This is a genomic window from Litoreibacter ascidiaceicola (assembly GCF_900129235.1).
Taxonomy (GTDB): Bacteria; Pseudomonadota; Alphaproteobacteria; order Rhodobacterales; family Rhodobacteraceae; genus Litoreibacter; species Litoreibacter ascidiaceicola.
The window spans coordinates 79,378-97,584 of sequence record NZ_FQUV01000004.1 but is presented as its reverse complement, the minus strand read 5'-3'; the positions used below and the strand labels follow the sequence as shown (position 1 = coordinate 97,584).

Annotated in this window: 20 protein-coding genes; 13 read left to right on the top strand and 7 right to left on the bottom strand. The window is 57.9% G+C overall.

The window, feature by feature from the left end:
• Window positions 1-13: 13 nt before the first annotated feature.
• The 13 genes from trpS to BUB72_RS09320 all read left to right on the top strand — a co-directional run bounded on the left by trpS (window position 14) and on the right by BUB72_RS09320 (window position 11,149).
• Window positions 14-1,033 carry a tryptophan--tRNA ligase gene (gene trpS / locus BUB72_RS09380; protein ID WP_073143197.1) on the top strand — a complete coding sequence of 340 codons (1,020 nt, stop codon included), beginning with the start codon at window positions 14-16 and terminating at the stop codon, window positions 1,031-1,033.
• Window positions 1,034-1,105: 72 nt separating this feature from the next.
• Window positions 1,106-1,966: a branched-chain amino acid aminotransferase gene (locus BUB72_RS09375; RefSeq protein ID WP_073143194.1), complete on the top strand. Its 861-nt coding sequence runs from the start codon at window positions 1,106-1,108 to the stop codon at window positions 1,964-1,966.
• Between the two features lie 66 nt (window positions 1,967-2,032).
• Window positions 2,033-2,488 (top strand): universal stress protein, encoded by a 456-nt coding sequence (locus BUB72_RS09370; protein ID WP_073143192.1) that lies wholly within the window; start codon window positions 2,033-2,035, stop codon window positions 2,486-2,488.
• Between the two features lie 92 nt (window positions 2,489-2,580).
• Complete coding sequence (locus BUB72_RS09365; RefSeq protein ID WP_073143190.1) at window positions 2,581-3,144, top strand: NifU family protein; 564 nt, start codon at window positions 2,581-2,583, stop codon at window positions 3,142-3,144.
• A 9-nt stretch (window positions 3,145-3,153) separates the two neighbouring features.
• Window positions 3,154-3,816 carry a tRNA (adenosine(37)-N6)-threonylcarbamoyltransferase complex dimerization subunit type 1 TsaB gene (tsaB, locus tag BUB72_RS09360; RefSeq protein ID WP_073143188.1) on the top strand — a complete coding sequence of 221 codons (663 nt, stop codon included), beginning with the start codon at window positions 3,154-3,156 and terminating at the stop codon, window positions 3,814-3,816.
• The gene (gene rimI, locus BUB72_RS09355) at window positions 3,813-4,226 is read left to right on the top strand and encodes a ribosomal protein S18-alanine N-acetyltransferase (RefSeq protein ID WP_073143185.1); all 414 of its coding nucleotides are present in this window, start codon (window positions 3,813-3,815) and stop codon (window positions 4,224-4,226) included. Before tsaB ends, rimI begins: the two co-directional genes overlap by 4 nt.
• Window positions 4,227-4,405: 179 nt before the next feature.
• On the top strand, window positions 4,406-5,401 hold the full coding sequence (locus BUB72_RS09350) for a BMP family lipoprotein (protein WP_073143183.1): 996 nt from the start codon (window positions 4,406-4,408) through the stop codon (window positions 5,399-5,401).
• A 17-nt stretch (window positions 5,402-5,418) separates the two neighbouring features.
• Window positions 5,419-5,772: a nuclear transport factor 2 family protein gene (locus BUB72_RS09345; RefSeq protein ID WP_073143181.1), complete on the top strand. Its 354-nt coding sequence runs from the start codon at window positions 5,419-5,421 to the stop codon at window positions 5,770-5,772.
• Complete coding sequence (locus tag BUB72_RS09340; RefSeq protein ID WP_139250648.1) at window positions 5,769-7,301, top strand: ABC transporter ATP-binding protein; 1,533 nt, start codon at window positions 5,769-5,771, stop codon at window positions 7,299-7,301. Before BUB72_RS09345 ends, BUB72_RS09340 begins: the two co-directional genes overlap by 4 nt.
• 1 nt (window position 7,302) lies before the next feature.
• Entirely contained in the window at window positions 7,303-8,397 is a 1,095-nt protein-coding gene (locus tag BUB72_RS09335) for an ABC transporter permease (protein WP_073143177.1), read from the top strand.
• 3 nt (window positions 8,398-8,400) lie between these two features.
• Window positions 8,401-9,366: an ABC transporter permease gene (locus BUB72_RS09330; protein ID WP_073143175.1), complete on the top strand. Its 966-nt coding sequence runs from the start codon at window positions 8,401-8,403 to the stop codon at window positions 9,364-9,366.
• Between the two features lie 113 nt (window positions 9,367-9,479).
• The gene (locus BUB72_RS09325; protein ID WP_073143172.1) at window positions 9,480-10,397 is read left to right on the top strand and encodes a sulfite exporter TauE/SafE family protein; all 918 of its coding nucleotides are present in this window, start codon (window positions 9,480-9,482) and stop codon (window positions 10,395-10,397) included.
• Window positions 10,394-11,149, top strand: a complete 756-nt coding sequence (locus BUB72_RS09320; RefSeq protein ID WP_073143170.1) for a TIGR02186 family protein — start codon at window positions 10,394-10,396, stop codon at window positions 11,147-11,149. The genes BUB72_RS09325 and BUB72_RS09320 overlap by 4 nt, the downstream gene beginning before the upstream one ends.
• Before the next feature lie 6 nt (window positions 11,150-11,155).
• Here the strand turns inward: BUB72_RS09320 and BUB72_RS09315 are convergent, their stop codons facing one another.
• From BUB72_RS09315 to BUB72_RS09285, 7 genes are all read right to left on the bottom strand, one after another.
• The gene (locus BUB72_RS09315; protein WP_073143168.1) at window positions 11,156-12,694 is read right to left on the bottom strand and encodes an ATP-dependent DNA helicase; all 1,539 of its coding nucleotides are present in this window, start codon (window positions 12,692-12,694) and stop codon (window positions 11,156-11,158) included.
• Window positions 12,695-12,736: 42 nt separating this feature from the next.
• Window positions 12,737-13,369, bottom strand: a complete 633-nt coding sequence (locus BUB72_RS09310) for an acyl-homoserine-lactone synthase (protein ID WP_073143166.1) — start codon at window positions 13,367-13,369, stop codon at window positions 12,737-12,739.
• Between the two features lie 96 nt (window positions 13,370-13,465).
• The gene (locus BUB72_RS09305; RefSeq protein WP_073143164.1) at window positions 13,466-14,176 is read right to left on the bottom strand and encodes a helix-turn-helix transcriptional regulator; all 711 of its coding nucleotides are present in this window, start codon (window positions 14,174-14,176) and stop codon (window positions 13,466-13,468) included.
• Entirely contained in the window at window positions 14,124-14,339 is a 216-nt protein-coding gene (locus BUB72_RS09300) for a hypothetical protein (protein WP_245814782.1), read from the bottom strand. The genes BUB72_RS09305 and BUB72_RS09300 overlap by 53 nt, the downstream gene beginning before the upstream one ends.
• 207 nt (window positions 14,340-14,546) lie before the next feature.
• Window positions 14,547-15,839 (bottom strand): crotonyl-CoA carboxylase/reductase, encoded by a 1,293-nt coding sequence (gene ccrA / locus BUB72_RS09295; RefSeq protein ID WP_073143162.1) that lies wholly within the window; start codon window positions 15,837-15,839, stop codon window positions 14,547-14,549.
• Window positions 15,840-15,959: 120 nt separating this feature from the next.
• Window positions 15,960-17,342, bottom strand: a complete 1,383-nt coding sequence (locus BUB72_RS09290; RefSeq protein WP_073143159.1) for a 1-acyl-sn-glycerol-3-phosphate acyltransferase — start codon at window positions 17,340-17,342, stop codon at window positions 15,960-15,962.
• 10 nt (window positions 17,343-17,352) lie between these two features.
• A complete protein-coding gene (locus tag BUB72_RS09285) occupies window positions 17,353-18,150 on the bottom strand; it encodes a bestrophin-like domain (protein ID WP_073143157.1) in 798 nt (265 codons plus the stop codon).
• Window positions 18,151-18,207: the final 57 nt, after the last annotated feature.

Sequence of the window (18,207 nt, the reverse complement as noted above, 5' to 3'; positions counted from 1 at the left end):
GGAGATACAGACCATGGCAGACACCGCCTTCCAACCGCGAGTGTTCTCGGGCATCCAGCCATCCGGCGGCCTGACCCTTGGCAACTACCTCGGGGCATTGAAGCGCTTTGCTGATATGCAAGACGAGGGGAATTTCGAAACGATATACTGCATGGTGGATCTGCACGCGATCACCGTCTGGCAAGACCCCGAAACCCTAAAGCGCAACACACGAGAGCTGTGCGCGGGCTTCATCGCTTCCGGTGTGGACCCTGAAAAGTCGATCCTGTTCAACCAAAGCCAGGTGCCGGAACACGCGCAATTGGCTTGGATTTTCAACACCGTCGCCCGCATGGGCTGGTTGAACCGCATGACCCAGTTCAAGGACAAGGCCGGCAAGAATCGCGAAAACGCCTCCGTAGGCCTATTTGCCTACCCGTCTCTGATGGCGGCTGACATCTTGATCTACCACGCGACCCATGTGCCGGTGGGCGACGACCAGAAACAGCATCTGGAACTGACCCGCGACATTGCCGCCAAGTTCAACCACGACTACGGTGTGGACTTCTTCCCGATTACCGAGCCTGTGATCGAAGGGGCTGCGACCCGCGTGATGTCCTTGCGTGACGGGTCCAAGAAGATGTCGAAGTCGGACCCGTCCGACATGAGCCGGATCAACATGACCGACGATGCGGACACTATCGCAGCCAAGTTGCGCAAGGCCCGCACCGATCCCGATGCGCTGCCGTCCGAGGTCAAAGGTCTCGACGACCGCCCCGAGGCGCGCAACCTGATCAACATCTACGCGGCCTTCGCCGACATGACGCCAGAGCAGGTTCTGGCCGACGTCGGCGGCAAGCAATTCTCCGAGTTCAAACCAATGCTGGCGGAATTGGCCGTGTCCAAACTGTCGCCCATTTCTTCAGAGATGTCGCGGTTGATGCAGGACCAAGACGAGATCGACAAAATCCTGCGTCGCGGTGCCGAGCGGGCGCGGGAGATCACCGCGCCCATCCTCGCCAAGACCTATGACATCGTCGGGATGGTGCGGTAGTGATCCGACAAAAAGGTCTGGACGGCTGACCTAACCCGTCCTAGCCTGCAAATGCTTACTGGGAGGACGATCATGGCAACCGGCATCAACATCCGCACCTTTTTCAACGGCACATGGCACGCGGGCGACGTTCCTGTGATGCGGGCGGCTGATCACGCCATGTGGTTGGGCACGTCTGTCTTCGACGGCGCGCGGTATTTCGAGGGTGTTTCGCCTGACCTCTTTGCCCATTGCGAGCGCGTCAACCGCTCCGCCAAGGCGCTGATGATCACGCCAACGCATACCGCCGAGCAGATGGTCGAGATCGTTCAAGAAGGCCTCGCGGCCTACCCCAAGACGGCTGCCGTTTATATTCGCCCGATGTATTGGGCCATCGCGGGCGACGAGCTGGGCATCGTCCCGAAACCCGACGAGACCGGATTCGCGATCTGCCTCGAGGAAATCCCGATGGCCCCTCAAGGCGCTGCAACGACGCTGACCACAACGCAATTTTGCCGCCCAACCCTGTCGTCGAGCGTGGTTAACGCCAAGGCGGGCTGCCTTTACCCCAACAACGCCCGCATGCTGGCGGAGGCCCGCGCAAAGGGCTTTGGCAACGCTTTGGTAGCCGACGCCTTGGGCAATGTGGCCGAGACCGCGACCGCCAACGTCTTCATGGTGCGCGACGGTGAGATATTCACGCCCGTTCCCAACGGCACGTTCCTGTCGGGGATCACCCGTGCGCGCCATATCTCGAACTTGGCCAAGGACGGCACCAAAGTGCACGAAACGGTGCTCACCTTCCAAGACTTCCGCGAGGCCGACGAGGTTTTCCTGTCCGGCAACATGATGAAGGTCACCCCCGTCAAGGAATTCGACGGCACGCATTACCAATCCGGCCCCGTCACCAAAAAAGTCCGCGAGATGTACTGGGACTGGGCGCTGTCGAAATGACGCCAAACCATGTATTGCGCGATACCTGCGCTTGCAGCATGATCTGTTCCGTGGAGGGCTTTGGCCATGCGTAAGTTTCTTGTTGTGCTCGATGACAGCCGCGAATGCCTGAACGCCATGCGTTTTGCAGCGATGCGCGCCGCGCGCACTGGTGGCGGTGTCGAAATTCTGGCTGTGATCCCGCCGGACGAGTTCAACCACTGGGTTGGCGTCGGCGAGATCATGCGTCAAGAGGCGCGTGACCGCATCGTTGCTCATTTCGAGGTCTTCGCAAAATGGATGCGTGACAAGCAAGGGGTCGACCCGGAACTTGTCATTCGCGAAGGCGAGGCGGTTCCGGAAATTCTGGCGCAAGTGACCGAAGACCCAGATGTCGGCGTTCTGGTGCTGGGCGCAGGCACAGGAAACAAAGGCCCCGGACCCTTGGTAACCGAGCTTACGCGGCGATCAGGCACGTTGCCTATTCCGGTGACCATTGTGCCCGGAGAAATGACCAAAGAGCAGTTGGAAGCTGTAAGCTAAAGTCAGGCTCGTCCAGTTTAGAATAATTCCAATCTATTGACTTCGCGCCCGCAGAGTCTCATATCTGTAGTCTACATCAAAGAGGCCCAGCCATGTTCATCCAGACCGAATCCACACCCAATCCCGCCACGCTGAAATTCCTTCCTGGCCAGACCGTGTTGGAAACAGGGACGGCAGATTTCCCGTCTGCGGACACCGCCGGAAAATCCCCTCTCGCCAGCCGTATCTTCGCGGTCGAGGGTGTCACCGGCGTGTTCCTCGGAAACGATTTTGTGACCGTGACCAAGTCCGACGCGACGGAATGGGACCACGTCAAACCCGCCATCCTTGGCGCGGTGATGGAGCACTTCCAATCCGGCCAACCGGCTCTTGAAGGCGACAGCGACGCCTCCGGCGGCCATGCGGAACATACCGGTGAAGACGGCGCGATTGTGGACCAGATCAAAGAGCTGCTCGACACCCGTGTGCGTCCTGCCGTGGCACAAGATGGTGGTGACATCACGTTTCACGGGTTCGAGCGTGGCGTGGTCTATCTGCATATGCAAGGCGCCTGCGCTGGCTGCCCCTCGTCCACACTGACGCTGAAAATGGGCATTGAAAACCTGCTGCGACACTATATCCCCGAAGTGGTTGAGGTTCGCCCAGTCGCGGCCTAAAGCAGGTTCATGGCTGACCAACTGACATTGGCATTCGACACATCGGCCGCGCATTGCGCGGCCGCTTTGCTGTCGGGCGACACTGTTCTGGTATCCCGCGTCGAGGAGATGCAGAAGGGCCAAGCCGAGCGCCTCATGCCGCTACTGGAAGAGGTCCTGTTAGGGGCAGGCAAAAAATGGTCCGACCTTGACCGCATCGGCGTGGGCATTGGTCCCGGCAACTTCACGGGTATCCGCATTTCGGTTAGTGCCGCACGGGGGCTGGCTCTTTCGCTGGGCATCCCTGCGATTGGTGTCAATGTGCTAGAGGCCATGGCGTTTGGACCTGCGCAGGAAGGTCAGACGCTTGCTATTTTAGATGCGCGCCAAGACAATGTTTACATACAGTTTTTCACCAAAGGCGGAGATGCTCTGGACTCTCCTAACCTCCGCGCCGAGGACGAAATTCAAGCGGGTTCCCCGCGGGGAACCGCGTTCGTTGTCGGATATAACAGTGCCTCAGTTGCCACGCAGCTTGGGGCCGAGGTGGTAAAGACGAGCGCCACAGACCTCATCACCGCCATCGCGCGCATCGCCTCTGCGCGCGTACCGGATGGCGCACGCCCGGCCCCGCTGTATCTTCGGCCCGCAGATGCGGCCCCGCCCCGCGACCCAGCCCCCGTCATCCTATGACCCCCGCCGCATTAGCCGCACTGCACGCTAAATGTTTCACGACCCCACGGCCGTGGTCCGCATCAGAGTTTGCCAGCTTTGAGGACAGCGCCTTTCTGCTAAGCACCCCGCAAGGCTTCTTGCTTGGGCGCGTCGTAGTAAATGAAGCGGAACTGCTGACGCTCGCAGTCGACCCCGCTGCGCGACGGCAAGGCGTGGCGCGCGGTTTGGTGGAGGGGTTCAAAACCCGAGCGACCGAAGACGGGGCAACGCTCGCCTTCCTGGAAGTGGCCGCAGACAATGATGCCGCCATTGCGCTCTATCGCTCAACCGGATTTGAAGATGCAGGCCGCCGTCGGGCATATTACCGGCGTCCGGATGGCTCGACGCTGGACGCTTTGGTGATGCGTTGCGAGCTAGGTGACCGCTAACCTAGCGTAAGCGCCTGAAATCACGCCATTTGCGTGGGAAATTTACAAGAATCGGTTGACCCCTTGGCGACACTGGGGCGTTAATACCCGATGATCTGCGGGCGCTGCTTGCCCGATCACTGCTTTATGCAACCGGGGGGACGGCCCCGGACGTAACAAAAAACATCTGGGAGACCACCATGACAATCATGCAAAAATTCCTCGGCGCGGCCGCGACCATGGCGCTTAGCGCAGGCGCAGCTTTGGCTGATCCGGCGATCATCTTCGATCTTGGCGGCAAATTCGACAAATCCTTCAACGAAGCCGCCTATAACGGCGCAACCCGTTGGGCCGAAGAAACCGGCGGCAAGTTTGCCGAGGTCGAGCTGCAGTCCGACGCGCAGCGCGAGCAGGCCCTGCGCCGCTTTGCCGAAGCAGGCTCCAACCCGATCGTGATGGCCGGCTTTGCGTTCGGCAACGCTCTGGGTGAGGTCGCTGGCGACTATCCCGACACGTCTTTCGTGATCATCGACATGGTCGTCGATGCGCCGAACGTACGCTCGGTGGTTTTCAACGAGCACGAGGGTTCGTATCTGGTCGGCTACATGGCGGCGCAAACCTCCAAGACCAACACTGTTGGCTTCATCGGCGGCATGGACATCCCGCTGATCCGCAAATTCGCCTGTGGCTATGCTCAAGGCGCAAAAGCGGCGAACCCTGACACCAAAGTTCTATCCAACATGACCGGCACCACCGGTGCGGCTTGGAACGATCCGGTAAAAGGCGGCGAACTGACACGTGCGCAAATCAGCCAAGGTGCTGACGTGGTGTATGCGGCGGCTGGCGGCACGGGCTTGGGTGTTCTGCAAACTGCGGCTGACGAAGGCATCTTGTCCATCGGCGTCGACAGCAACCAGAACTACCTGCACCCTGGCAAGGTTTTGACCTCGATGCTCAAGCGCGTCGACAACGCTGTTTACAACGCGATGAAAGACGGCCCCGGTTTGGAAACTGGCTTCAATGTCATGGGCTTGGCCAATGAAGGCGTGGGCTATTCGCTGGACGAAAACAACGCTGATTTGATCTCCGATGACCTGAAAGCAACCGTTGACGCGGTGGCAGCCAAGATCATCTCGGGTGACATCACGGTCCACGACTACATGTCCGACGAGTCCTGCCCATCCCTGACATTCTAAGTTAGGAGCCCCAAGCCATGACTGATTGCATCTATACTTTCTTCTCGGCTTGGGGCGATCCATCGGCCGAGAGCCGCGCGGCGAAAACCGACGCGGCTCTCGCCAACAAATTCTATTACGCAGATCCGAACGCACCGGAACCCATCACGGATCGTGAGGCGTATCTGGCCTATGTGAAGATTTACGGCGACATGATGCCGGACGGATCGGCGAAGGTCGTCCACACCTCGGAACACAATGGCCACGCCCGCGCGACCGTTGCGTTTTGTAAGGGCGGTGTCCCGATGCAGCATGGCCAGTACTTCGCCGATATCGCTGACGGGAAAATCTCGCGATTGATTGGATTTGCCGGCATGGGAGAGCCCGCGTGACCACGGCCCCTGCAATCGAACTTAAGGGCATCTCGAAAGCCTTCGGGCCTGTTCAGGCCAACAAAGACATCTCCATCCGCGTCATGCCCGGAACGATCCACGGCATCATTGGCGAAAATGGTGCGGGGAAGTCCACGCTCATGTCGATCCTTTACGGTTTCTACAAAGCCGATAAGGGCGAGATCTATATATCCGGCGAGAAAGTATCCATTCCTGACAGCCAAGCGGCCATCGCCGCGGGCATCGGCATGGTGTTCCAGCATTTCAAACTGGTCGAAAATTTCACCGTTCTGGAGAATGTCATTCTGGGTGCGGAAGACGGCGCCCTTCTGGCCCCATCGCTGCGCAAGGCGCGCAAAGACTTGGCCGCTTTGGCCGCCGAATACGAGTTGAATGTCGATCCTGATGCCTTGATCCAAGACATCGGTGTGGGGATGCAGCAACGGGTGGAAATCCTAAAGGCGTTGTACCGTCAGGCCGACATCCTCATTCTCGACGAGCCGACGGGCGTATTGACCCCAGCCGAGGCCGACCAGTTATTCCGTATCCTTCATCGCCTGAAGGACGAGGGCAAAACCATCATTCTGATCACCCATAAACTGCGCGAAATCATGGAGGCAACCGACACCGTCTCGGTGATGCGGCGCGGCGAGATGACCGCGACTGTCAAGACGTCTGAGACGTCTCCGCAAGCGTTGGCCGAATTGATGGTTGGACGTAAGGTGTTGCTGCGTGTCGATAAATCACCTGCGCAACCCGGTGAGAAAGTGCTGGAGGTGGAAAACCTAAAGGTTGTCGACAGCAAAGGCGTTGTCCGGATCAAAGGTATCTCCTTCGAAGTGCGCGCCGGAGAAATTCTTGGCATTGCGGGCGTTGCCGGAAACGGCCAGTCCGAGCTTTTGGAAGTGCTGGGCGGCATGCGCAACGGCACCGGCACCATTCGGGTAAATGGACAGGACCTTGACTTAACAGGCAAGTTTTCGGACGCGCGGTCCCGCCGCAAGCGCGGCATTGCCCATGTGCCGGAAGACCGCCAGCGCGAAGGTTTGATCATGGACTTCAAGGCATGGGAGAATACGGCCTTTGGGTATGATGACGATGAAGCCTACCAAACCGGGTTGCTGATGAACAACGCGGCCATCCGCGAGGATGCCGAAGGGAAAATCGAACGCTTTGACGTGCGCCCGGCCAATGCCGATTTGGAGGCCAAGAGCTTCTCCGGTGGCAACCAGCAAAAGCTCGTTCTGGCGCGCGAGATCGAGCGCGACCCCGACCTGCTACTGGTGGGCCAGCCGACCCGTGGGGTGGATATCGGTGCCATCGAATTTATCCACCAACAGATCGTCGCCCTGCGCGACAAGGGCAAAGCAATCCTACTTGTGTCGGTGGAGTTGGAAGAAATCCTGTCGCTGTCAGACCGCATTGCGGTGATCTTCGATGGCCAACTTATGGGTGAACGCCTACCTGCCGAAACTGACGAAAAAGAGCTGGGCCTGATGATGGCCGGCATGACCGGGGAGGACACCTGAGATGGAGCAATTGCCAAAATGGGCTGATCTCATTGTCGTGCCCTTGGTAGGGCTTATCCTTGCCTTCAGCCTGTCCATGCTGATGGTTTTTGCAACCGGACACGACCCGATGGACGCATTATCTTTGATGGTGAAAGGCGCGCTCGGGTCAACCTATGGCTGGGGCTATACGCTGTACTACGCCACCAACTTCATCTTCACCGGACTGGCTGTCGCTGTGGCTTTCCACGCGTCCTTGTTCAACATCGGTGGTGAAGGCCAAGCGGCGATCGGCGGGCTTGGTGTCGCGCTTGTGTGCCTTTTCATTCCATGGCCACACTGGACCATAGCCTTGGTCGCGGCGACCGCGGCGGCGGGCCTTTTCGGCGCGTTGTGGGCGTTGATCCCGGCTTACCTGCAAGCCAAGCGCGGCAGCCACATCGTGATCACCACGATCATGTTCAACTTTATCGCGGCGTCGTTGCTCAACTATGTGCTGGTCAACAAGTTGCGCCCGAAAGGGTCTATGGATCCGGCGACGGCCAAGTTCCCCGAACCTGCGCATTTGCCGTCCTTGGGCGACATGCTGAACGCCGTCGGCATCCCGTTCGCCAAAGGCACGCCGGCCAATGTCACGCTGGTGGTTGCCCTCGTGGCCTGCATTTTTGTCTATTATCTGATCTGGCGCACACGCCTTGGCTATCAGCTTCGGGCTTTTGGCAAATCGCAGCCAGCCGCTGTTTACGCCGGCATCAACCCCGTCAAAATCACCATCATTACGATGATGATCTCCGGCGCATTGGCGGGCTTGATGGCAATCAACAATGTCATGGGCGAGGCCGAGCGCCTCATCCTCGGCTCGGTTGAGGGCGCTGGTTTCATCGGTATTGCCGTGGCGTTGATGGGGCGATCCCACCCTCTGGGCATCCTGTTTGCGGCGCTGTTGTTCGGGGCATTGTATCAAGGCGGGGCGGAGCTTGGGCTTTGGACTTCTATCCCACGCGAGTTGGTGATCGTCATTCAGGCGTTGGTGATTTTGTTCACCGGGGCCTTGGATAACATGGTGCGATCTATGGTGGCCAAGGTGCTTGTGCGACCCAAACGGGCGGAGGCTTAGGAGATGGACTATCTGACGATCCTCCAAATCCTCGACAGTGCGCTGCGCCTTGCAACGCCTTTGTTGTTTGCCTGCCTTGCGGGTCTTTTCTCGGAACGGGCGGGGATTTTTGACATTGGCCTTGAAGGAAAAATGCTGATCGCGGCTTTCTTCTCGGCGGCGACGGCTTATTCGACAGGATCGGTCTGGCTTGGCATGCTGGCAGGGGTTGCAGCGTCGCTGGTACTGTCCGGCATTCACGGGCTGGCATCGATTACTTTCCGCGGCAACCAACTGATTTCCGGTGTGGCTATCAACTTTCTGGCGTCGGGCCTGACGGTCCTCATCGGGTTGAGCTGGTTCAAGCTTGGCGGTCAGACCCCTGCCCTTCAGGGCGATGCACGGTTCCAAGGGATCGACCTGCCTTTCGCGGAAGCCTTGTCAGGGGTTCCCGTATTTGGGCCGCTGTATTCGGAAGTCCTCTCCGGCCACACGTTTCTTGTCTATATCGCGCTGCTTTGCGTGCCGCTGACATGGTATGTGCTGTTCCGAACCCGCTTCGGGCTTCGCCTTCGGGCTGTAGGGGAAAACCCGGCGGCCGTTGACACGGCAGGGATATCCGTCGTCGGGTTGCGCTATGCTGCCGTGGCGATCTGTGGCGTGTTGTGCGGGCTGGCTGGTGCTTATCTTGCGACAGGCTTGGGAGCCAGCTTCGTAAAAGAGATGACAGCAGGACGCGGTTACATCGCGCTCGCTGCGTTGATATTTGCCAAGTGGCGCCCTTGGTACGCGCTTTATGCGACGTTCCTGTTCGGGCTGCTGGAGGCAATTTCCAACCGGTATCCGAGCCTTGATTTGGGGTTCATCACCCTGCCCTCGCAATTCATGCAGGCTTTGCCCTATATACTAACCGTGGTGATCCTTGCAGGTTTCGTTGGGAAAGCTACGCCTCCACGAGCCGGTGGAGAGCCTTACGTCAAAGAGCGATGACGTGAGGCAGTAAGTCCCACTTTTGTCCTTTCGGCGGCAGGGTGGTCAGTTTTAGCAACTGGACTTATCATTTTGATTTGCTCAGTCCAGTTGACGGGGTCTAAGGAACGTCCATGCAAATCTATCTTCCCATTGCCGAGGTTTCGGTCAACGCATTCCTGCTTTTGGGATTGGGTGGGATTGTAGGGATATTGTCTGGCATGTTTGGCGTCGGCGGAGGGTTCCTGATGACGCCCTTGCTGTTCTTCATTGGCATCCCGCCAGCGGTTGCGGTTGCAACGGAAGCCAATCAAATCGTAGCGTCGTCCTTCTCCGGCGTTCTGGCGCATTTCAAGCGGCGGACGGTGGACCTCAAGATGGGTCTAGTCCTGCTGATCGGCGGCCTTATCGGGGCTGCAATCGGTGTTCAAGTCTTCACAATCCTGCGCGAAATGGGTCAAGTCGATCTGTTGGTGAAGCTGTGTTACGTCGTCTTCCTTGGTGTCATCGGCGGACTGATGTTCTTCGAAAGCCTACGCGCCATTCGCCGTTCCAAGAAGCCTAGCGCGGTTCCCGAACGCAAGAAGCACGGGCTTGTTCATGCCCTTCCGTTCAAGATGAAATTCCGGACCTCGGGGCTCTATATCTCGGTTATCCCTCCAATTATTGTTGGCCTATTTGTCGGCGTTTTGGCTGCCATCATGGGGGTTGGCGGCGGCTTTATCATGGTTCCGGCCATGATCTACATCCTAGGCATGCCCACCAAAGTCGTGATTGGTACCTCCCTGTTCCAGATCATTTTCGTGACCGCGTTCACTACGCTTCTTCATGCAACCACCAACTACACCGTCGATATGGCGCTGGCGGTTCTGCTGCTTATTGGTGGAGTAATAGGGGCGCAAATCGGCACGAGGATTGGCGTCAAGTTGAAGGCCGAACAGCTTCGTATTCTGCTCTCGATCATGGTGATCGCCGTCTGTGCCAAACTGGCGCTGGACCTTCTGATCGAGCCGTCCGAATTGTTCTCGCTGGGCAGCGGGGGCCATTCGTGATCCGCGCGCTTGCATTCCTGTTTTGCCTTGTCGTCACACCCTTGGCTGCTGAAGAAGTCGTCGCGGGCCTGTCGCGGGACGAGGTTCGGATCACGGCAAACTTCGACGGTTCCGACATCCTGATTTACGGCGCGGTCAAACGCAATGCACCAGCAGCGACCGAGCCAATGGAAGTGATCATAACCGTTTCCGGTCCGGCACAAACGGTGAATGTGCGCAAGAAAGATTGGCGCTTGGGTATCTGGGTTAATACCAGTGCGGTAGAGGTCGATGAAGCCCCAAGCTTCTATGCGGTTGCCTCCAGCGGCGCACTTAGAGACGTATTGACCCGCACAGAAGATCTACGCCACCGCATCTCGATCCCGCGCGCCATCAGGTCCGTTGGTGCGCCTTCCACCGTCGAAAACGCGGCCGAGTTTACCGATGCCCTAATCCGCATACGCACAGCCAACAACCTGTATCAAAAGCTCGACCATTCGGTGAAGCTCTATGATCAGACCTTGTTTTCAACGACGATTGACTTGCCTGCGAACCTTGTCGAGGGCCCTTATGACACGCGCATTTTTCTTGTGAGGGGCGGTGTGGTTGTGGACGACTATGAAACCGTGATCAACGTAAACAAGGTCGGGCTGGAACGCTGGATTTACGATCTCGCGCATCAACGGCCCTTGATCTACGGTCTATTGTCGCTGTTCATCGCCATCGTCGCGGGTTGGGGCGCGTCTGCGATCTTCCGCTACATCCGTTTCTGAACCTGCTTAGTCCTCGGTCTCCGGCGGCTTCAGTTCCAAACGCGCCGGCCCCTTTGGCAGATCATCCGTGCGCAGGCCGCTTGTCGGGCGTGCCAGCATGCTCCGCGTGATCCACATCAGACGGTGCTCAGCCCGCGTGATTGCAACGTAAGCCAACCGCTTCCACAAGGGTTGTCCCGCCTCTTCGCGCCCTGCCCGTGCCGCGGCGTATAAATCCGGTGCGAACACCTGCACCGTGTCCCATTGCGAGCCTTGGGCTTTGTGGATTGTTACCGCTGCCCCGTGCAAAAACGCAGCACCCATGCGCGCGGCGAAGGGGATAAAAGGTTCTTCCTCACCCGGCGCTTCTATTTTGATGATGGATGCTGCCGAAACCTGTGGGTCTTCCGCGCCAATCACATGCAGCCGCGAAAAACCGGGCTTGTTGCCCGGCCCCATATACACCACCTGCGCGCCTTTGATAAGGCCGCGCGCCTCCAGATCAATGCGCTTCTTACGGTGTTTCAGCGGCAGTTCGATCCCGTCGCAAATCAGCGGTTCCCCCGGCAGCAGGGTGTCGACCGTCGCGCCATAAGCGCCACGAAATGCCTGGATGAGCCTGATGCGTGTCGCGTTGCGCCAGACCAGTACCGGAGAGCGTGCCATCAAGTCCGCCTCCACCCGCTCGGCGTAAACAACGCGATCATCTTTCGCCGCCGCTTCGCGAACCAATTGCTCAAAGTCACTGAAACTCACGGTCGGATCGGCCAGTGCATGCGCCAAATCCAAAATGGGATTGTCTTGCGTTTGCCGGTGAACGCGCGACAACTCCAGCTTGCGCCCGTCTTTCAACTTGTCGAACACCATCTCGCCGGATTGCCCGACTGGCGCCAACTGCGCCGGATCTCCGAATAAAATCAGAGTCGGGAAAATCTCGCGCAGGTCCTCGTATTGCTTTTCGTCCAGCATCGAGGATTCATCAATGAAACCGATATCCAACGGGTCTTCGCGTCGCTTCCATCCTTGGATAAAGTCCGAACCTTTTAACCCTGCGGCGGCCAAAGCACCCGGAATAGATTTGTTCGCCTCGTAGAACAGACGCGCGCGTTCGAGATTGGTTTCGGTCAGACCCTCGATCTCCGGCTTGTCACCTTGTCCGGCCAGCCATTCAGCGATCCGCTCGTATTCGGGATCATACATCGGGGTGTAGAGGATGCGGTGAATGGTCGTCGCAGGCACACCCCTGTTGCGCAAAACACTTGCCGCCTTGTTGGTCGGAGCCAGTACCGCGATGGTGCGACGGTCCTTGCGGGGCTTGCCGTCATAGTCGCCTGAAATCAGATCAACACCCGCTTCCTGCACGGCTTCCACCATCTTGGCCAGCAATAGCGTCTTGCCGGACCCGGCCTTGCCCACGATGGCCATGACCTGACTTGTGGCATCGTTCAGCGGCGTTGTGTGACCTTCCAACATGTCCACACCAGCCTTCGCCATCACTTCCGTAATGGCGTCGTAGGCTTCCGCCTGATCTTCGGAAAACGTGATGGTCGTGGGGGCATTCGACATGCGCCGGACACTACCCTGCGACCTTCAGGTTTGCCAGAGAGTTCAGGCTGCAATCATTGTTCTCTCGAGCCCGAATGCCCGCGCAAACCAATGGGCTGCAACGTCCTTGCTCACGCCCGCCTTTGTGGCCAGTTGGGCAAGCAACTCAGGGCGAAATTCCCACAGCCCCGCGCTGATCTCTTCGCGGCCTTTCCCCTCCGTGCCCAGCACCTCCGGCGGCCAGCCAAGTTGGCGGTAGATACGGATCATTCGCGCGTCAAAGACCCCCACGGCATGGCTTAGGCCCAACCCTACACCAAGCTGCGCCCCTGCAAGCATCAATAGCGCCGCTACGCGGCTTCCATCTGGTGCGTTTGGTGAAATACAAAACCGGGTTGTCTCCCAGATACGGTCATCGGAAACAGGCTGACCGTTCAGATGGCTAAAGAAGTCGTTCAGCATCGTCGCGCCAGCGGTCGGCAGAAACCTCATCGAGCCGCCATGGAGACCCGCCGCCGTTTCCCAAATGACATAGAGGGGATTGAGCAAGTCATATTGGTCTTGCTCATATCCGTTCGCGTCGATCGTCACCTCCCATTTCAGCCTTTGGTGAAACTGAACCGCGCGGTCTTTCAACATACTTTCGCGTAGTTTCGGGAACGCCAAGAGTTGGTCGGCATAAAGGTATCTGATCATAAGGAACTCCATCCGCTTCGGGAGGGTGGAGTTCGCACAAGTGGGTTAAGAACGGATCAGGGCAGCGTACTTAGATAGCTAGAATGCGCAACAGTTTCAGACGACAATCAATCCGTGGGTGAGCGCCATAGCAACGGCATGAGTCGTATTCGCAGCCCCGAGTTTAAAGCGGGCGCTTTCGATATATACTCTCAGCGTACTTTCGGAAATTTTCAGAGTTTCCGCGATGTTGGCGCGGTTCGCCCCGGTGGCCAGCAATGTCAGAGTGTCCTTCTCGCGCGGCGACAGTGAACGTGTGGGGCCACGATGGGGGTTCCCCTCAATTTGCAGTGCCTTTTCATTGAGGTAGTGAGAAATCAGCAGCAGATCAGCCGCGCGTTCCGACGTGAAGCTGGCCCACATCTCGTCGTTGCATTTGTGATTGACCGAGACCAAAGCGAATTGTCCGCTGGGCCCACGGATCGGGACACTAAATCCCTGATTTCCCAGCCCGGCTTCGCCGGCTTCGCCAAGAAACGCACGGCTGGCCTTCGCGGACCAATCCAGAGTTTTCCATTCGATAGGCTGGAACTGCCGATAGCAGCCCTGAACAACGGGATCGATACGGGCGTAGTCCTGCTCGATGTAGCGTTCGACCCAGTCAGGTTTGTATGTCAGCGCCGCGTACTGACCGCCGGTGCTGTTGACCGAATGGTAAACCAGATGTTCGAGGTCATAGACATCCCTCAGGTTCTCGACAAAGGTCTGAAACTCCTCAAGCGTTGTCGCCTGTGAAAGCGCGTCCTGCATGTCGACCAGTCTGTTCATGCTCACCCATCATGTGGCGTCTTGAGCGGACCGGTGACGCGAGTTCGGTTGTGGCAACCAAAATCGTGTCGTCAAGCTGCTCTGCCAGATGGCTAAGTCGGTTTCTGGCAGAGAACGCCTTCAGGTCCATCAATACGTCGATAATCCAGTCGTTCTTCATCATCACTATCCTCCCGAAAGGGTTAATCATCCGTTAACGAAAGCCTAGCAGCGGAAAATTGCCGACCATATTCACCAATTAACCCTCCCCCAAAATAGCGAGGGGTCGGATTGCAACTCCCCGATTTCAGTGAATCCGTGCGGTCCAACATAGAAAAAGCCCGCGAACCAGTGCGATTCGCGGGCTTTCTCAAGAGTTATTTTGCCGCGTTTACGAAGTACGGCTTGCTTCCAGCGTATCCTCGAAAGTCGTCAGCCCTGTACGCGGTGCACAAACCAAAACGGCCATGTTCCCGGGCTTGTGCTCGTTGCGCAGCATCTTGGTGTGCGCCTGAGGGATTTCGTTCCAAGGGAACACCTCCGACATGCACGGGTCCAAACGACGCTCGCACATCAGCTTGTTCGCAGCGGAGGCTTGCTTCAGATGCGCAAAGTGAGAGCCCTGAACGCGCTTTTGGTGCATCCACAGATAGCGGGCGTCCATCGTCAGGTTGTAGCCTGTTGTGCCAGCGCAGATGACGACCATGCCGCCCTTCTTCACCACAAACACCGAAACCGGCATTGTTGCTTCGCCAGGGTGCTCAAACACCATATCGACGTTGTTACCCTTGCCAGTGATGTCCCAAATGGCTTTGCCAAATTTGCGGACCTCACCAAACCACTCTTTGTATTCAGGTGTGTTCACCTTGGGCATCTGGCCCCAGCAGTTGAAGTCTTTGCGGTTCAGAACACCCTTTGCGCCAAGCCCCATCACGAAGTCGCGCTTGTCCTCATCGGAAATCACACCGATGGCATTCGCTCCAGCAGTGTTCGCCAGTTGCACGGCAAAAGAGCCAAGGCCGCCGGACGCACCCCAGATCAGCACATTCTGACCCGGCTTCAACTCATGCGGGTGATGGCCGAACAGCATGCGGTACGCGGTTGCCAGTGTAAGTGTGTAGCACGCACTTTCTTCCCAGCTTAGATGCGCGGGTCGTGGCATCAACTGTTGGGCTTGCACACGGGTGAACTGCGCGAACGAGCCGTCAGGTGTCTCGTAGCCCCAGATACGCTGGCTGGAGGAGAACATCGGATCGCCGCCGTTACACTCTTCGTCGTCGCCGTCGTCTTGGTTGCAATGCACAACAACTTCGTCGCCAACTTTCCAACGCTTTACCTTGTCACCAACGGCCCAGATGATCCCCGCAGCGTCAGAGCCTGCGATGTGGTAGTCGGCTTTGTGCACGTCGAACGGGCTGATCGGAACACCAAGCCCCGCCCAAACGCCGTTGTAGTTCACGCCTGCGGCCATGACCAAGACTAGGACTTCGCGGTCGCCGATTGTTGGCGTCTCGACGACTTCATTTTGAAAACTGTCTTCAGGCTCGCCATGACGCTCCCGGCGAATGGCCCATGCGTACATCTGGGACGGGACGTGGCCCATCGGGGGAATTTCACCCAGCTCATAAAGGTCTTTTTTCTCGGCGCTGTAGTCCATCATGTCGTCCTGCGTATCTAGAGCCATTACCGGCGCTCCTCATCTTAGTCGGTGCCGCGACGCAGAATCAAATGCTGCACCGCCAATAAGGAAGGGATACAAATGCAAAAGCAACAATACAACCCGAAAGTTGTGTTTTTTGTAATTTTATGTCGCGGACAAATGCTTGAGGGATGCTGCATAGTAGCCAATCACCTCCGGTGCCTTATCTGTAACCTCGATGATACCGTCTACAAGCCGGATCACCCCGCGGACTTCCAACATCCTCAGCGCTTCATTCACAGCGCGCTCGCAGCTCCCGTCACCGCCTTCCCGCGGCATACACACCTCTAGACGCGCCGCGCGAAATCGTGCGACGTCCTTGGCGAACAGCGCTTCAAGGGTGGAGCGTTCGATCTTGCCACCTGCCGCATGAATATGGCGACACACCAACGGAACAGGCAAAATTGGAACGACCGCACGCACCCGCTCCATTAACTCCGCGCCCAGTCGCTCTGTTGTTTGCTCGGGGTGGTTGGCTAGGAACTCCGTCAGCGACACAGGCCGACCAAAGGCAACTGCCGCAAACCCCAAACGATGGAACTTGCCTGTCAATCGCTGCCAGAGGTGCCGCCAGACATATTTGGCCACATGGCTGATCCGAAACTTAAACCTTGCGGATTTGTCCCCGGCCGCAGCCACCAACACACGGTCTTCCAGCACGCGATCATAGTTCAGCCCGACCGGTACGAACACTACATCCCGCGCGCTGCCGGGGTTAAAGCCGTCAACGATATAGCTGATCAGTCCCAGCTTGGGCTGCCCCAATGCGCCGCTCCGCGACAATCCGCCTTCGGGGAAGACAGCTTGCGCGACGCCTTCTTTGGTCGAGAGCTGTACGTACCGCGCCAAAACGCGGCGATAGAGGGGGTTCAAAGATTTCCGGCGAATGAAGTAGCCACCCATCATCTTGATCAACGGGCGCAATGGCCAAACCCGCGCCCATTCGCCAACGGCATAAGACAACGCGCTGTCGCGCGCCGCCAGATAGGTCACCAACACATAGTCCATGTTGGAGCGGTGGTTCATAATGTATACCACAGTCGCATCCGGATCGATCGCCGCCATAGCATCACTGCGCGGGTTCACCACCCGTACGCGATAGAGCGACCGTGACACCCATTTCGCCAACCGCGTCCCCAGCCCGAAGTAGACCGTGGCGCTGAAAGATGGCACAATTTCACGCGCATAGCGTTGTGCAGTCTCAAAGGCAACGTTGTCAGGCACACCCATCTCGTCGGCATAGTCATTAACCGCCCGAATGACGTCAGGATCATACAGCACGTTCTGGATCATATCGTGACGTTGGGCGAGCTTGAACGGCTGGATCGGCCGCGCAAGTTTGGAGTTCAGTCGCGCAACAACCCGCTCTGCCCGCCGCCGGAAGAACCATCGCACCGACGGGAACAACAGATGCGACGCAGCGGTTACCGCCGCCAGCAACCCGATCAGAACAAGCGCCCAGATGGGAAGTTCTACAGTGGTGAACATTATTTCACCCTCAATTCACCGCCGCCGCCATGCTTTCAGAGACAAAGCGCAACGGTTCCTGATTGACAGAAATGATACCCCGGCGCGGGCGATCAAGATCAATGATGACAAACACCAGCGCCACGATCAGAACCATCATCGCGTAAATCGGAAAACCCGCCTTTGCCAGTGTCAGTCCCGAACTGTACCCGAGGATGCTCCCAAGCAGCACGAACGTGGCAAACATCAGGAACAACACAGGCTCCGGCACATGGCGTTCGATTGCAGCATCTCGCGATCCGAGGGAATCGATCATGTCATTCAATGAGGCCGCAAAGCTGACCGATGCCGGACCACCCACCGCTTGTGTTTCCAAGCTGGCCAAATCCCAGAGCTTAGCAAATATTTCCTCGGCAGCTTGGACCAACCCATCCCGACGTTCTGTTTCGCTTGCGGGGACGCGTCCCGCTTCAAAACGGGTCAAGCCGTAGCGGCTCATCAGGGCTTTGGCCTCATCCCGACGCGCGTCGCTCAGAAAATCGGTCCGTAGCCAAGCCGTGCCAATCGCGTTCGCCTCGTCGACCACGGCCCGCGACCGGTCGTCGTAACGGTTCAGCGCCAACGAAAAGGTGAAACCGAGCAATAGCGCCAACAAACCCAGAAGCGAGCCCTGCACTGCCCCGACCTGAGACTTGCTTTCGTCATTATGGTGGGAGGAACCGCGCTTCCCGACCACGCGCCCAAGGCGCATAGCTGCCCCCATCGCCAGTAAAAGGACTACTGCGATCAAGATAGAATTGATGTCGTACATAATTTCCGTCTGCCCCATTTTGGCGGCTCCATCCACTCGTCAGGGCCAGTTTGAGCCCTTATGCCACAAACACCA